The organism is Mycobacterium branderi, assembly GCF_010728725.1.
In the GTDB taxonomy this organism is placed as follows: domain Bacteria; phylum Actinomycetota; class Actinomycetes; order Mycobacteriales; family Mycobacteriaceae; genus Mycobacterium; species Mycobacterium branderi.
Genome location: NZ_AP022606.1, coordinates 4,358,531 through 4,372,698, shown reverse-complemented (window position 1 = coordinate 4,372,698; position 14,168 = coordinate 4,358,531). Strand labels below are relative to the sequence as shown.

The following is a 14,168-nucleotide window of genomic DNA, read 5'->3' as shown; positions in this document are numbered from 1 at the left end:
ACTTTTGTTCATGACAAGATCCGTGGTCACCTGGAGGTTCCTTCACATGGGAGCTGCTAACGCAGCGCAGTGCCTCGAATGCGGGAAGACGTTCACCGTCAGCCACGGCGGCGGTTTCTTCTTCCACCTGTTGCGCTGCGGAGAGTGCGGGAGAACACGCGCCATCGGGTTCGACGAGTTGGGCGACCTTCACCTGCGTTACCTCAAGGGCTCGACGACGCCGCACTGCGTGGCCAGCGCCAAGCACGACGAGCTCGTCCGGGAATACGTTGACGTCGAGCCCATTTCGGCGACGGACTATTGGGCCGGTGTCGAAGCGCTCGCCGGGTGGTGTGAGTGCGGAGGCAAGATCACGCTCGATGCGCCGGCGCGTTGTCCGGCCTGCCGCTCACTGCAATTCGAGGAAGGCCCCGAGCTGATTCGCTACGACTGAGCCGAGTGGCGAACCCTGACGCGGTCGCTATGGTGGTAATTAGCGGCTCTATGTTGTGACGTGGTCGTGACGTCCGGGGCTGAGGGGCAAGCAAACTCGTGCAGGAGGCGTAGTGGACATCGTCCTCGGTGTGTCGATGGCGCCGACGACGGTCCGCATGGTGCTGGTCGAGGGGGAAAACGCCGACGGGGTCACCGTCGACGAAGACGGCTTCGAGGTCTCTGCCGATTCGCGCGCGGCAAATGCCGGTGTAGCCGATCAGGTGATCGCCGCAATCCTGGGTACCCGCGAAAGCGCGGCGGAAGGCGATTACCGCCTGGCGTCGACCGGTGTGACCTGGACCAACCCCGCTGAAGCTGCCGCTTTGCGCGACGCGCTGGCCACGCACAAGGTCGAGAACGTCATGCTGGTCTCGGCCTTCCTGGCGGCGGCGGCACTGGCCCAGTCGGTCGGCAGCGCTGTCGGATACGCCCACACCGGGCTGCTTTTCCTCGAACCGGATACGGCGACGCTGGCGATCGTCGACTCTGCCGACGGTTCGGTCACCGAGGTGCGCCGCCAACCGCTGGCTGGCGCCGATGCGCCGACCGAGTTGGCCGACATGATGGCGGGCCTCGAGGCGCTGCAATCGCGCCCTGACGGAGTGTTCGTCGTCGGTTGCGGGGTCGACGTCACGGCGATCAAGCCCCAGCTGGAGACCGCGACGCCGCTTCCGGTCAACGCGCCCGAGGAGCCGGAGACGGCGTTGGCCCGCGGCGCGGCGCTGGCTGCGGCGAATGCGCCGCTGTTCGCCTCGTCGACCGCAGCCGTCGCCTATGCGCAGGTTCCCGACTGGACGACGGCCGGAGTGGTGGATCCCTTTGCCGCAGCAGACCTTTCGGACTTCGATGACTCCTACGCCCATTTCGGCGAGACCGAACACGGGCGAAAGCCGTTCCTGGTGGCTCTCAGCGTGATGATGGTCTTCTTCGTCGGGGTGTTGGCGTTGGTCATTTCGCTGGCAATCGCGGTCCGCCCGGCCGTCAGTCAGCGGCCGGGCTCCGGGGGAAACCTCGTCGTACCGGCCGAGCAGATGCCGGCGCCGGCTCCCAAGGCCGAGGTTCCGGCACCTCCAGCGGCGCCGCCGAACAAGGTCGAGCAGCCGGCGCCCGAGGCGCAGCAGACCCCTGTCGAGGCGCCTGCTCCGGAGGCGCCCGCGGCGCCAGCACCGGCACCCGTCGCTTCGGCGCCCGTCCAAGTCCCGGCGGCTGCGCCACCAGCTCCGCAAGCCCCGGCGCCGGCGCCGCAGGCACCACCCGCACCGGCACCTGAGCCGGCGGCCCCGGCTCCGCCGCCCGCGGCTCCTGCGCCCGTCCCTGTGCCGGTACCGGTGCCCGTGGCGCCGGTTATCCCGCAACTGCCGGGGATCTTCACTCCGCCCCGTAACAGCCCGCCGTGGCAGCCGGGCGGCGGCGACCGTGACCGGGGTGGCTGGCAGCCGGGCGGCGGCGATCGTGACCGAGGCGGCTGGCAACCCGGCGGCGGCAACCGCGGCGGGGGAGGCTGGCAGCCCGGCGGCGGAGGCGGATGGTTCCCCGGCGGCGGTGATCACGGCGGTGGTCGCGGCGGCGGCGACCATGGCGGCTTCGGCGGTATTGGCGGGGGATTCGGCGGGTTCGGCGGTGGCCACGGCGGGTTCGGCGGCCGCGGCCACTGACCCGCCGAAAACCTTTGCCGCCCTGAGACTTACGCCGGAGGTGGAGGCGGCGGGGCGGGCACACCCGGCGGTGGCGGCGGAGGTGCTGGCTCGCCCGGCAAAGGCGGGTGCTGCGGCGGCTCGCCGTGGCGCGGATGCGGCCCGCCCGGGGCTTGGGGCGGTGGCGGCGCGGGCGGTATCGCCGCGGGCGGAGGCCCAGGAGGCCCGGCGTGCGGCGGGAACGGCGGCGGCGGTGGCCGCAGTGGCGCGTCGGCGCTGGTCTGCCAACCCGGCGGGGGAGGCATCGGAGTCCAGGTGATGGCGATGACCGCGGCGGTCAGCAGCGCCCCCACGATGATCCCGGCCACGCCTGCGACCGCTGCCACGACGACAGTATGGCGTTGCGCCGATACCCCGCTCGATCGTCGGCGAGGCTGGGCCGCAACGGGTTCGGCCGCCGGCGGCGAGCTTTCCGGTTCGGGAGTTGCGTTCTGATTCTCTTCGGCGTTCATGGCCGTGACGCTAGGCAGCGAAGTTGAAGCGAACCTGAAGAAGCCCTCGGTCATCGTTTCTTCAGCCTGATCTCAGATATGCCGCGTTAAGAATGAAGCATGGCGGAGTTCAGTGTCGGCATACCGCGTGTGCTGGTGGTCGAAGACTCCGAAACCATCCGTGAGATGGTCAGCGAGGCCCTGTCCGACGCCGGCTACCACACCGAAGCCCGCTCCGACGGCACCGATCTCGAGCAGGTTCTCGACGGGTTTCGGCCCGACCTCGTGGTGCTGGATGTGATGCTGCCGGGCCGCGACGGGTTCGCGCTCATCGACGTCATTCTCCAGTGGGGGAAGGCCGGCATCGTGCTGATCACCGCCCGCGACGGGCTACCGGACCGGCTGCGCGGCCTCGACGGCGGCGCCGACGACTACGTGGTCAAGCCGTTCGAGCTGGCCGAGTTGGTGTCACGGGTCGGTGCGGTCCTGCGGCGCCGAGGCCGGCTGCCCCAGGTGGTGCAGCTCGGCGATCTGATGCTCGACGTCGACGCCGGGGTGGCCGCGCGCGATGGTCACCGGCTGGACCTGACCGCCACCGAACTGCGGCTGCTGGCCTACCTCGTCGAGCAGCGCGGCCGGATCGTCAGCGCCGGGCAGATTCTCAACGCGGTGTGGCGGTACGACGCCTATGACCCCAACCTGGTCCAGGTGCACATCAGTGGGCTGCGCCGCAAGCTCGAGGCGCACGGGCCGCGAATCCTGCACACCGTCCGCGGCATCGGCTACCGCCTGCAGCCGCAGCGCTCATGACGGCCGAGGCCTCGACGCCCACGCCGTCGCTGCAGCGCCGGGTGACGATCATCGTGCTGGCGCTGTTGGCCGTGCTGCTGCTGATATTGGGCATCACCATCGACGTGACGGTCGGCGTTCAGGCGCGGCGCAACCTGCACGACCGGCTGGTCGCGGCCACCGCCCGCGCCGACGCGCTGGCCGCGGCACACACGCCACCGGCTCAGCTGGCCGCCGAGCTCACCGGCGGCAGCGTGCGGGCGCTGCTGGTCACCGCCGACGGCGCCACCTACGGCGACCCGGCGATCAGCCCGGATACCGCCGCCGGCCCGACAGTGCCGCCCCTACCCCCACCGCCACCGCCACCGCCGCCGTTCGGCGGCCCGCCTCCGCCTCCGCCGCCGCCACCGCCGGATGCCACCGCCACCGTGGTCGTGCATCCGTTGCCGACCGGCGGACGGGTGATCCTGGTTGCCGACACCACGCAGACCACCCAGGTGACGCGGCAACTGCGGCAGCTGATGATCGGCGCCGGAATGGCCACGCTGCTCGTCGCGGCGCTGCTGCTGGTGGCGGCCAGCCGGGCGGCGCTGCGGCCGCTGGACCGGCTGACCGGGCTGGCCAAAGACATCACCACCGGCAATCGTGGCCGACGGCTTCACCCGGATCGGGTCGACACCGAATTAGGCCGGGCGGCAAGCGCTTTCGACGGCATGCTGGATGCGTTGGAAGCCTCCGAACAGCGCGCCCAACGGGCCGCGGAAGCCGCGCAGCGCGCCGAGACGGCAACCCGGCGCTTTCTCGTCGACGCCGCTCACGAGTTGCGCACCCCGATCGCCGGGATCCAGGCGGCCGCCGAGCAGCTCGCGAGCAACGCAAACCAGGAGCAAGCCGATCCCGAGGCTCAATATCACCGCGCGACGCTGCTGCTCTCCGACGCCCGGCGCGCGGGTCGGCTGGTCGCCGACATGCTCGACCTGAGCCGGATCGACGCCGGCCTGCCGCTGAACGTGCAGGACGCCGACCTCCCCGCGGTCGTCGACGCGGAAGTCGATCGGGCCGCCATGCTGGCGCCGCAGCTGACCATCACCCGCACCGGCGTTGACGGGCTGTCCGTTCGCGCCGATCCCACGCGGGTGGCGCAGATCCTGTCCAACCTCCTCGACAACGCCCGGCGGCACACCCCGCCCGGCGGCCGCATCACCGTCGACGTCCAAACACGCGACACGACAGCCCAAGTCACCGTCACCGACACCGGCCCCGGGATTCCCGACGACGAACGCGAGCGCATCTTCGAACGGCTGGTGCGCCTCGATACCGCCCGCGCTCGCGACCACGGCGGCGCCGGTCTGGGACTGCCGATCGCGCGGGCACTGGCTCGCGCTCACGGCGGCGACTTAACCTGCGAGCCCCACGACGGTGGCGCTCGATTCCGGCTGACGCTGCCGCTTGCCCGGTAGTCAGCCGGTCACAGCGGGCTCTGCGGCCTCTTCGGCCTCCGCCAACTGTGCGCGGTGGTGCCGGCGGTGATGACGGATCTCGTAGGCCAGCAGCGACAGCCCCACGATTCCCGTACACAGCGACACCAGAAACAGCAGGGGGCTGACGTCGCCGGTCAACGCATCACCCAGGATCACGACCGCGGCCGTCCCGGGAAACACCCCCGCGAGCGTGGCCAGCGTGTAGGGCAGGACCCGCACGGCCGACGCGCCGACGGCGTAGTTCAGCACCGAAAACGGCACAGCGGGAATCAACCGCAGCGACATGACCGCCGGCCACCCGCGGTCACGCAGCCGCGCATCCAACCTCTCGACGGCCTGGTGGCGGACCAGCCGACTCAGCTGCCAGCCGGCCGCGCGGACCAGCACCAGCGCAATCACCGCGCTCGTTGTGCTGGCGATGACCGCCAGCGCCACACCCAGCACCGGCCCGAACAGCAGCCCGGCCGCCAGGGTGAACGCGGTACGCGGGAAAGGCAGCACGGTCACGACGATGTGGGTTGCCAAAAACGCCAGCGGGAACCACGGCCCCACCGAGGTGGCCCAGTCGCGCAGCTGTACCGCGGTGGGCAGCGGGACGAGCAGCGCGACCGCCACGACCACAGCCACCGCCCCGGCCGTCACGAAGATCCGCCGCCTGGGAACCTGCCGGGCGGTCGCGACGACGGCGGAAGCCAGGCCGCGCAACGTATCGGCGATTTTCCTGGTGGCGGAGGCCGTCACGAGATCCAAGCTTACGTGGCCTTCGGTGAACAACCCGTTGCGCGCACTTGGCGTTTCCCCACCGCCTCCAGGGTCCCCAGGCCCATCAATTAGCCTGGTTAGCAAGTGCGAGTCCCGACCTGGGGGCTGCCGCCTGCTGCGACAACAGGAGACGCCGGTGTCTGTTGATGTGTCCGCCGAGCCCGCCGACCTGGGGCAGGGCCGGGCCCGCTGGCGCGAGGCGGTGGCCGGCGTGCTGGCCAAGAGCACACGACGCGACGCCGCCGAACTCGGTCCCGAACCGGAGCGGCTGCTGGACACCCCCACCTACGAGGGCTTCGCCATCCGGGCGCTCTACACCGCCTTCGACGCCCTGCCCGAGCCACCGCTGCCCGGCGAGTGGCCGTTCGTCCGCGGCGCCGACGCGCTGCGCGACGTCAACTCCGGCTGGAAGGTCGCCGAGGCGTTCCCCGGCAACGGCGCCGACGACAACGCGGCGGTGCTGGGCGCGCTGAGCAATGGGGTCAGCGCCCTGGTGCTTCGGGTCGGCCAATCGCCGGCGCGGCTCGAGCAGCTGTTGGCCGGGGTGTACCTCGACCTCGTGCCGATCATCGTCGACGCCGGCGCCGACTACGCCGCGGCTGCGGACATCCTGCTCAAACTGCTCACCCAGCTGGACAACGGTGCGACGCTGTCCGTCGACCTGGGCGCCGATCCGCTGACCGCGCCGCTGCGCGGAGGCAACGCCCCGTCGCTCGACGACGTGACCGCAGTCGCCGCCAAAGTGGCCGGTAGGCAAGGTGTTCGGGCGATCACCGTGGACGGCCCCGCCTTTCACAACCTCGGTGCCAACGCAGCATGGGAGCTCGGCGGCAGCATCGCGGCGGCGGTGGCGTATCTGCGGGTTCTCGACGAGTCGGGCCTGGCGATCGAAAAAGCGTTGCGGCAGATCAGTTTCCGGTTCGCCGCCGACGACGACCAGTTCATGACGATCGCCAAGTTTCGGGCAGCGCGACAACTGTGGGCGCGGGTCGCCGAAGTCGTCGGCGAACCAGCCGGAGGTGCGGCCACCATCCACGCCGAGACCTCGCTGCCGATGATGACCCAGCGCGATCCATGGGTGAACATGCTGCGCACCACGCTCGCCGCCTTCGCCGCGGGAGTGGGTGGCGCCGACACCGTACTGGTGTTGCCCTTCGATGTGGCGATCCCCGGCGGGTTCCCGGGAATGTCGATGAGCTTCTCGCGCCGCATCGCCCGCAACACGCAGCTGTTGCTGCTGGAAGAGTCGCACATCGGGCGGGTGCTCGATCCCGCGGGCGGATCCTGGTTTGTCGAAGACCTCACCGAAGCGCTGGCCCAGCAGGCCTGGCGGCATTTTCAGGCCATCGAGTCCCGCGGCGGATTCGTCGACGCCCGCGACTACGTCACCGAGCAGGTCGCCGAGGTCGCCGCGCGCCGCAGTGACGACATAGCGCACCGCCGCACCGCCGTCACCGGCGTCAACGAATACCCCAACCTCGCTGAACCCCCGCTGCCGCAAGCGGATTCGTCATCGACGATCAAGCGTTACGCCGCAGGCTTCGAGGCGCTGCGGGATCGCTCGGATGCCTACCTGGAGCGCACCGGCGCGCGCCCGCAGGTTCTGCTGCTACCGCTGGGGCCGTTGGCCGAGCACAACATCCGCGCGACGTTTGCCGCCAACCTGCTGGCGTCCGGCGGCATCGAGGCCGTCAAACCCGGTCCGGTCGAGGCCACGAGCGTCGCGCAAGCCGTCTCGGAGGCCGGATCACCGCGCATCGCGGTCATCTGCGGGACCGACAAGCGCTACGCCGCGGAAGCCGCGGAGGTCGTCGAGGCCGCCCGAAACGCCGGGGTGGAGCGGGTCTACCTGGCCGGGCCGGAGAAGGCCGTGGAAGGTGCGGCGCACCGGCCCGATGAATATCTGACCGCGAAAATCAATGCAGTAGAAGCGTTGTCGACTCTGCTGACCCGGTTGGGAGCCTAGCCACCATGACTTCAACCAAGTCCGCTGTCGGCAGTTTCGCCGATGTCCCGCTGCACGGCGAGCGCGCCGCCGAGCCTGCCACCGAAGCCGCCGTCGACAAGCACGTCGCCGCCGCCGCGTCCGCGCACGGATACACCCCGGACCAACTCGACTGGCACACGCCGGAAGGCATTGTCGTCAAACCCCTCTACATCGGCGCCGACCGCGACGCCGTCGTCGCCGAGGGCTACCCGCTGGACAGCTTCCCCGGTGAGCCGCCGTTCATCCGCGGGCCGTACCCGACGATGTACGTCAACCAGCCGTGGACCATCCGTCAATACGCCGGATTCTCCACGGCCGCCGAATCCAACGCGTTCTACCGGCGCAACCTCGCCGCCGGCCAGAAGGGTTTGTCGGTGGCTTTCGATTTGGCCACTCACCGCGGGTACGACTCCGACCATCCCCGGGTGCAGGGCGACGTCGGAATGGCCGGCGTCGCAATCGATTCCATCCTGGACATGCGTCAGCTGTTCGACGGTATCGACCTGTCCAGCGTCAGCGTGTCGATGACCATGAACGGTGCCGTGCTGCCGATCCTGGCGCTGTATGTGGTGGCCGCCGAGGAGCAGGGGGTGCCGCCGGAGAAGCTGGCCGGCACCATCCAGAACGACATCCTCAAAGAGTTCATGGTGCGCAACACCTACATCTATCCGCCCAAGCCGTCGATGCGGATCATCTCCGACATCTTCGGCTACACCAGTGCGAAGATGCCCAAGTTCAACTCGATCTCCATCTCCGGCTATCACATCCAAGAGGCCGGTGCCACAGCCGATTTGGAGTTGGCCTACACCCTGGCCGACGGCGTCGACTACATCAAGGCCGGTCTGGACGCCGGACTGGACATCGACAAGTTCGCACCGCGGCTGTCGTTCTTCTGGGGCATCGGGATGAACTTCTTCATGGAGGTCGCCAAGCTGCGCGCCGGACGTCTGCTGTGGAGCGAGCTGGTCAGCCAGTTCCACCCCAAGAACCCGAAATCGCTTTCCCTGCGTACACATTCGCAGACGTCCGGGTGGTCGTTGACTGCACAGGATGTCTTCAACAACGTGGCGCGCACCTGCATCGAGGCGATGGCCGCCACCCAGGGCCACACCCAGTCGCTGCACACCAACGCGCTCGACGAGGCGCTGGCCCTGCCCACCGACTTCTCGGCGCGCATCGCCCGCAACACGCAGTTGGTGCTGCAGCAGGAGTCGGGCACCACCAGGCCCATCGACCCGTGGGCCGGCTCCTATTACGTCGAGTGGCTGACCCACCAGCTCGCCCAGCGAGCCCGAAAGCACATCGCCGAGGTCGGCGAGCACGGCGGGATGGCCCAGGCGATCGACGACGGGATTCCCAAGCTGCGCATCGAGGAAGCGGCCGCGCGCACCCAGGCCCGCATCGACTCCGGGCGGCAGCCGGTGATCGGCGTCAACAAGTACCAGGTCGACGAGGACCACGAGATCGAGGTGCTCAAGGTCGAGAACAGCCGGGTGCGAGCCGAGCAGCTCGCGAAACTCCAAGAGCTGCGGGCAAATCGGGACCAGGATGCCGTCGACCGTGCGCTGGCCGAGCTGACCCGCGCCGCCGCGGCGCACGGTACCGCCGGCCAAGACGGACTGGGCAACAACCTGTTGGCGTTGGCCATCAACGCGGCACGGGCCAAGGCCACCGTCGGCGAAATCTCCGACGCGCTGGAAAAGGTGTACGGACGTCATCAAGCCGAGATCCGCACTATCGCCGGGGTTTACCGTGAAGAAGCCGGAAAGGTGAGCACCATATCCAAGGCCACCGAACTCGTCGAGAAGTTCGCCGAGGCCGACGGCCGGCGGCCCCGCATCCTGGTGGCCAAGATGGGGCAAGACGGCCACGACCGTGGGCAGAAGGTGATCGCGACGGCGTTCGCGGACATCGGATTCGACGTCGACGTCGGGTCGCTGTTCTCCACCCCCGAAGAAGTCGCGCGGCAGGCCGCCGACAACGACGTGCACGTGGTCGGGGTGTCCTCGCTGGCCGCCGGTCATCTGACGCTCGTGCCCGCGCTTCGGGATGCGCTGGCCGAGGTGGGCCGGCCCGACATCATGATCGTGGTCGGCGGGGTCATCCCGCCCGGCGACTTCGACGAGCTTTATGCCGCCGGGGCCACCGCGATCTTCCCGCCGGGAACGGTCATCGCCGACGCCGCAATCGGCTTGCTGCACAAGCTCGCCGAGCGGTTGGGGTACACCCTTTAGCTACATGGCAACCGAGAACAGCGACAGCGTCGACGAACTCGCGGCTGCTGTTCGCAGCGGCGATCGGGCCGCACTGCCGCGAGCCATCACACTGGTCGAATCCACTCGTGCCGATCACCGACAGCAAGCCCAGCAGTTGCTGCTCGCGTTGATGCCCGACGCCGGAAACGCCCATCATGTCGGCATTACCGGCGTTCCCGGGGTGGGCAAGTCCACCGCGATCGAGGCGCTCGGCATGTATCTGATCGAGCGCGGCCACCGGGTGGCGGTGCTTGCCGTGGACCCGTCGTCGACTCGCACCGGCGGTTCGATCCTCGGCGACAAGACCCGGATGCCGCGGCTGGCAACCCATCCCGACGCCTACATCCGCCCGTCGCCGACATCGGGAACCTTGGGTGGGGTGGCCAAAGCGACGAGGGAAACCATTGTGCTGCTAGAGGCCGCCGGATTCGACGTGATCCTCGTCGAGACCGTCGGCGTCGGCCAATCCGAGGTCGCGGTTGCCCACATGGTCGACACCTTTGTCTTCCTGACCCTGGCGCGCACCGGAGATCAGTTGCAGGGCATCAAAAAAGGCGTACTCGAGCTCGCCGACGTCGTCGTGGTCAACAAGGCCGACGGCGACCATCTGCCGGAGGCGCGCTCGGCAGCCCGTGAGCTGTCCGGCGCGATCAGGCTGATCTACCCGCGCGAGACGCTTTGGCGGCCACCGGTTCTCACGATGAGCGCGTTGGAGGGCACGGGTCTGGGCGAACTGTGGGACACCGTCGAGCGTCATCGTCGGGTGCTGACCGATGCCGGTGAATTCGAGAAGCGTAGGCGCGCACAACAGGTCGACTGGACCTGGCAGATGGTTCGCGACACCGTGCTCGAGCGGGTGTTGTCCAACCCGGCGGTGCGCAAGATCCGCGCCGAGGTGGAGCGGCAGGTGATCGAGGGGGAATTGACGCCGGCGATGGCCGCTCAGCAAATACTTAAGGTTGCATCAGGCTAACGGAAGGATAACTTCACAATTGTTTGCGGACGAGGTCGGTAGATTCGGTGATATGAGGCTCGAAGTCGTGGGCAACCGGCGGTCGATGCTACCGGACGGCGTCCGTGGCGCCGCGGATCCACACTTTGCCTGCGCTGTCCGCAGCTTTGCCAGCATGTTCCCCGGGCGTCGATTCGGCGGCGGTGCACTGGCGGTGTATCTCGACGGCGAGCCCGTCGTCGACGTCTGGACCGGGTGGGCTGACCGGCGCGGCCAGGTGCCATGGTCGGCCGATACCGCCCCGATGGTGTTCTCGGCGACCAAGGGCATGGCATCCACCGTCATCCACCGGCTCGCCGACCGGGGCCTGATCGACTACGAGGCGCCGGTTGCCGAGTACTGGCCGGAGTTCGCCGCGAACGGCAAATCGGACATCACGGTGCGCCAAGTGATGCGACACCGGGCCGGGCTCTCCGCGTTGCACGGCGCCAGCAAGGAAGACTTGCTGGATCACGAACTGATGGAATCGCGGCTAGCGGCGGCACCTCCCGGAAAGCTGCTCGGCAAACCCGCCTACCACGCGCTGACCTATGGCTGGCTGATGTCGGGACTGGCTCGCGCTGTCACCGGCAAGGGCATGCGCCAACTGTTCCGGGAGGAGTTGGCGGAGCCACTGGACACCGACGGTCTGCATCTGGGCCGGCCCCCGGCTGACGCGCCGACCCGGCCCGCACAGATCATCATGCCGCAAAGCACCATCCCCAACCCGCTGTTCAACGCGGTCGCTCCCAGGATCGCCGCGCTGGAGCTGTCCGCCGGAATGGGCGCCATGTATTTCCCCGGAGCGAGAGCCGTTGTGCAGGGCGATATTCCGTTGCTCGACGGTGAGCTTCCCGCGGTGAACGGGGTGGTGACGGCCCGGGCCCTGGCGAAGATGTACGGCGCGATCGCCAACGGCGGCGAGATCGACGACACTCGATTCCTGTCCCGCGAATTGGTCGCCGGGTTGACCGGTCGGCACAGCCTGCGGTTGGACCGCAATATCGGGATGCCCTTGTCATTCCATCTGGGCTACCACAGCGTGCCATTCAACCTGATGCCCGGATTTGGCCATGCCGGGCTGGGCGGCTCGATCGGATGGGCCGATCCGGCAAGCGGATTGGCGTTCGCATTCGTGCACAACCGCTTGCTGTCGCCGTTTGTGCTCGTGGACCACGCCGGATTCGTCGCTACCGGCACCTTGCTGCGGCGGGGTGCGGCCCAGGCCCGCAAGGACGGGTTCGAAAGAGTCGCCGCCTTCGGGGCGCCGTTCCCCGAGTCGGGAGCCGTTGCGGGCTAGGCATCCTCCAGCCGGAAGCCGACTTTCATCGTCACCTGGAAATGGGCGACGCTGCCCTTTTCCAGGTGACCGCGCACCGATTGCACCTCGAACCAGTCAAGGTTGCGGGTGGTCTCCGCTGCGCGCGCCAGTCCATTGCGAATCGCCGCGTCGACACTGTCGGGCGAGGTTCCGACAATCTCGATCACCCGGTAGGTGTGGCTGCTCACGGCGCCTCCTTTGAGGCCGTGTCGACCGGCTCAGTAGTTGTTACAGGTGGTGGCGACCTGCGCGATGGTTCCCAGGTATTGCTGAGCCTGTGGTGAGCCCTGCAACTGCTGGATCATCTGCTGGCGCTGCGGCGGGGGCGAGGCGAGGAATCGCCGCAACGCGGACTGCGCGATCGGCGACGAGTTGAACTGCGCCGCGGCTGCCGGGTCTTGCGCATTGAGCGCCGACACCACTTGCGGGTAGGTGCAGGTGGTGTTCACGGCCGGATCCAGCGGATCTGCGGATGCGACACCGGCCGCGGCGGCCAAAGACAACGCCACGCCCCCGACAACGGTGGCGAGTCTGCTCAACGACAGTGTGACCATGTGTGGGCACCTTTCCCAGTAGTGCACCGTCGAGGTTCGACGGTGACGGCATCAAGCGAACGGTTACGTCTTTTATCGAGGCTACCAGTGTGTGCGTTACAGGCCCGGAGTCGAGTTGTCGGACAACCACTCCCAACGCGCGCGTCCACTGCGGCAGCGGCCTGTGGTTCACGGCGGTTTTTAAATCCGCAGAATCGGATATGATCCGGCAATGCTCCCCGACGACACGGGTAAAGATCTGGCCACAGTGCTCTCGTACATGGCTGGCCGATCGTTGAGTAAGGAGGAGCTGTGGACGGCGATGGAGCTGCCCCGATCCACCTACTATGACCAGCTGGACAAGGGCACCCTCATCACCGCGGACAACCTGCGGAAGGCCGCGGGCAACCTCGGCGTCAACCGGGCCGAGCTGCTGGCCCGCTACAGATTGATCGAGCCCGAGGAAGTCTTGTCGCTGGCCGCGGAACTTCGCGGAGACCACCGGGTACACGCGGCGTCGGTGACCACCGACGTGAAGAGTTCTCCCAAGACGCGCAAAAAGGTTTCCGAAATGACGCCCCGCTCGGACGCGCCTCCGCTGTAAGAGAGCGAGCTTATCGGCGCGCCACCGGGCGCTGAAACCACCTGGCCTTTTCTCGCCAGGCGTGTGCCGAGGCCAACGCGAATACCGCCCCGCAGGCACACGCAAACAGCCACACCAGGCCCACGCCCGACGGGGTTTGCAGCGACGGCACCAATGCGGTAGCGATCCGCACGACGCAGGCCATGATCCCGCAGGCCGAAGCCACCAGATACACATTGGCGATGCGTCGGGATCGAGGGTCTGTGCGCAGCACCAGCAGTGCCCGCATGCCGTAGCCGAGCAGGTACGCCAGCGTCCCGCACAACAGCAGCCAGTACATGGTCAGCCAGAAGTCGGTGGGCACCGCGAAGAAGTCCGGCCGGTAGACCTTGCTGCCGTTGCCGAGCGAAAAGGTGGCCAGCAGCAACGGGATACACAACGTGGCCGGTCGTTCGACGAACTGCTTGAACGACGACTGCAGGGTGTCGTCGTCGGCGAGCCGGCCCAGAGCGTTGTAGACGATTGCCGATGCCGCGACGATGTAGCAGTCGTGCCCGAGGTAGTCCTCGAGGTTCCATTTGCCGGTGAGGTCGTGCAAGGCGATTCCGAGCGTCGCCGATACCGGCGGTGACATGAGTAGCACCGCGCATCCTTGCAACGCAATGTTGAGGGTGGCGGCCACCTCCCACCGGCAGTGCCAGGTCACTCGCCGGATCCAGAGGCTCCATGAGATGGAGCACAGTGTGACGAGGATGAGGATGCCGAGAGTCATCGGAGGAGCTTTACGCGGTCTCGTTCAGCATTGTCGGGAATTCCCTCCTCGTGGCCGTCGCGGTTGCGCAGCACGCGGTGCAGACGTCCAGGTCA

Annotated in this window: 14 protein-coding genes; 9 read left to right on the top strand and 5 right to left on the bottom strand. The window is 68.2% G+C overall.

What is annotated here, in order from left to right; translation table 11 throughout:
• Window positions 1-46 precede the first annotated feature (46 nt).
• Both G6N47_RS21090 and G6N47_RS21085 read left to right on the top strand, forming a co-directional pair.
• Window positions 47-433, top strand: coding sequence for a hypothetical protein (locus G6N47_RS21090; RefSeq protein ID WP_139799748.1), 387 nt, complete (start codon window positions 47-49; stop codon window positions 431-433).
• A 112-nt stretch (window positions 434-545) separates the two neighbouring features.
• Window positions 546-2,129 (top strand): DUF7159 family protein, encoded by a 1,584-nt coding sequence (locus G6N47_RS21085; protein WP_163659713.1) that lies wholly within the window; start codon window positions 546-548, stop codon window positions 2,127-2,129.
• A gap of 29 nt (window positions 2,130-2,158) precedes the next feature.
• On the opposite strand, the gene G6N47_RS21080 is transcribed toward G6N47_RS21085, so the two are convergent.
• Window positions 2,159-2,494: a hypothetical protein gene (locus tag G6N47_RS21080; RefSeq protein WP_232080262.1), complete on the bottom strand. Its 336-nt coding sequence runs from the start codon at window positions 2,492-2,494 to the stop codon at window positions 2,159-2,161.
• A 225-nt stretch (window positions 2,495-2,719) separates the two neighbouring features.
• Between G6N47_RS21080 and G6N47_RS21075 the strand changes: the two genes are divergently transcribed.
• The gene (locus G6N47_RS21075) at window positions 2,720-3,409 is read left to right on the top strand and encodes a response regulator transcription factor (RefSeq protein WP_083134598.1); all 690 of its coding nucleotides are present in this window, start codon (window positions 2,720-2,722) and stop codon (window positions 3,407-3,409) included.
• Window positions 3,406-4,848: a sensor histidine kinase gene (locus G6N47_RS21070; RefSeq protein ID WP_163659710.1), complete on the top strand. Its 1,443-nt coding sequence runs from the start codon at window positions 3,406-3,408 to the stop codon at window positions 4,846-4,848. Before G6N47_RS21075 ends, G6N47_RS21070 begins: the two co-directional genes overlap by 4 nt.
• Here G6N47_RS21070 and G6N47_RS21065 read toward each other — a convergent pair whose 3' ends face one another.
• Window positions 4,849-5,610, bottom strand: coding sequence for a TVP38/TMEM64 family protein (locus G6N47_RS21065; protein ID WP_083132957.1), 762 nt, complete (start codon window positions 5,608-5,610; stop codon window positions 4,849-4,851). It lies immediately after the preceding gene.
• Between the two features lie 157 nt (window positions 5,611-5,767).
• On the opposite strand from G6N47_RS21065, the gene mutA reads away from it, so the two are divergent.
• The 4 genes from mutA to lipL are packed head-to-tail and all read left to right on the top strand — an operon-like array spanning window position 5,768 to window position 12,164.
• Complete coding sequence (gene mutA, locus G6N47_RS21060) at window positions 5,768-7,597, top strand: methylmalonyl-CoA mutase small subunit (RefSeq protein WP_083132936.1); 1,830 nt, start codon at window positions 5,768-5,770, stop codon at window positions 7,595-7,597.
• A 5-nt stretch (window positions 7,598-7,602) separates the two neighbouring features.
• Complete coding sequence (scpA, locus tag G6N47_RS21055; protein WP_083132935.1) at window positions 7,603-9,852, top strand: methylmalonyl-CoA mutase; 2,250 nt, start codon at window positions 7,603-7,605, stop codon at window positions 9,850-9,852.
• A 4-nt stretch (window positions 9,853-9,856) separates the two neighbouring features.
• Window positions 9,857-10,846, top strand: coding sequence for a methylmalonyl Co-A mutase-associated GTPase MeaB (meaB, locus tag G6N47_RS21050; RefSeq protein WP_083132934.1), 990 nt, complete (start codon window positions 9,857-9,859; stop codon window positions 10,844-10,846).
• A 52-nt stretch (window positions 10,847-10,898) separates the two neighbouring features.
• Window positions 10,899-12,164 carry an esterase/beta-lactamase LipL gene (gene lipL, locus G6N47_RS21045; RefSeq protein ID WP_083132933.1) on the top strand — a complete coding sequence of 422 codons (1,266 nt, stop codon included), beginning with the start codon at window positions 10,899-10,901 and terminating at the stop codon, window positions 12,162-12,164.
• On the opposite strand, the gene G6N47_RS21040 is transcribed toward lipL, so the two are convergent.
• Window positions 12,161-12,373 carry a dodecin gene (locus G6N47_RS21040; RefSeq protein ID WP_083132932.1) on the bottom strand — a complete coding sequence of 71 codons (213 nt, stop codon included), beginning with the start codon at window positions 12,371-12,373 and terminating at the stop codon, window positions 12,161-12,163. The genes lipL and G6N47_RS21040 overlap by 4 nt on opposite strands.
• A gap of 30 nt (window positions 12,374-12,403) precedes the next feature.
• Window positions 12,404-12,739 carry a hemophore-related protein gene (locus G6N47_RS21035; RefSeq protein ID WP_083132931.1) on the bottom strand — a complete coding sequence of 112 codons (336 nt, stop codon included), beginning with the start codon at window positions 12,737-12,739 and terminating at the stop codon, window positions 12,404-12,406.
• 211 nt (window positions 12,740-12,950) lie between these two features.
• On the opposite strand from G6N47_RS21035, the gene G6N47_RS21030 reads away from it, so the two are divergent.
• The gene (locus tag G6N47_RS21030; protein ID WP_139799604.1) at window positions 12,951-13,322 is read left to right on the top strand and encodes a hypothetical protein; all 372 of its coding nucleotides are present in this window, start codon (window positions 12,951-12,953) and stop codon (window positions 13,320-13,322) included.
• A gap of 10 nt (window positions 13,323-13,332) precedes the next feature.
• Here the strand turns inward: G6N47_RS21030 and G6N47_RS21025 are convergent, their stop codons facing one another.
• A complete protein-coding gene (locus G6N47_RS21025) occupies window positions 13,333-14,073 on the bottom strand; it encodes a hypothetical protein (RefSeq protein ID WP_083132929.1) in 741 nt (246 codons plus the stop codon).
• Window positions 14,074-14,168: the final 95 nt, after the last annotated feature.

What these genes read in the sequence shown, in the direction of transcription:
- G6N47_RS21035 (WP_083132931.1), bottom strand. Translation starts at nt 12,739, where the DNA reads ATGGTCACACTGTCGTTGAGCAGACTCGCCACCGTTGTCGGGGGCGTG.
- meaB (WP_083132934.1), top strand. Translation starts at nt 9,857, where the DNA reads ATGGCAACCGAGAACAGCGACAGCGTCGACGAACTCGCGGCTGCTGTT.
- G6N47_RS21025 (WP_083132929.1), bottom strand. Translation starts at nt 14,073, where the DNA reads ATGACTCTCGGCATCCTCATCCTCGTCACACTGTGCTCCATCTCATGG.
- lipL (WP_083132933.1), top strand. Translation starts at nt 10,899, where the DNA reads ATGAGGCTCGAAGTCGTGGGCAACCGGCGGTCGATGCTACCGGACGGC.
- G6N47_RS21070 (WP_163659710.1), top strand. Translation starts at nt 3,406, where the DNA reads ATGACGGCCGAGGCCTCGACGCCCACGCCGTCGCTGCAGCGCCGGGTG.
- scpA (WP_083132935.1), top strand. Translation starts at nt 7,603, where the DNA reads ATGACTTCAACCAAGTCCGCTGTCGGCAGTTTCGCCGATGTCCCGCTG.
- G6N47_RS21090 (WP_139799748.1), top strand. Translation starts at nt 47, where the DNA reads ATGGGAGCTGCTAACGCAGCGCAGTGCCTCGAATGCGGGAAGACGTTC.
- G6N47_RS21075 (WP_083134598.1), top strand. Translation starts at nt 2,720, where the DNA reads ATGGCGGAGTTCAGTGTCGGCATACCGCGTGTGCTGGTGGTCGAAGAC.
- G6N47_RS21030 (WP_139799604.1), top strand. Translation starts at nt 12,951, where the DNA reads ATGCTCCCCGACGACACGGGTAAAGATCTGGCCACAGTGCTCTCGTAC.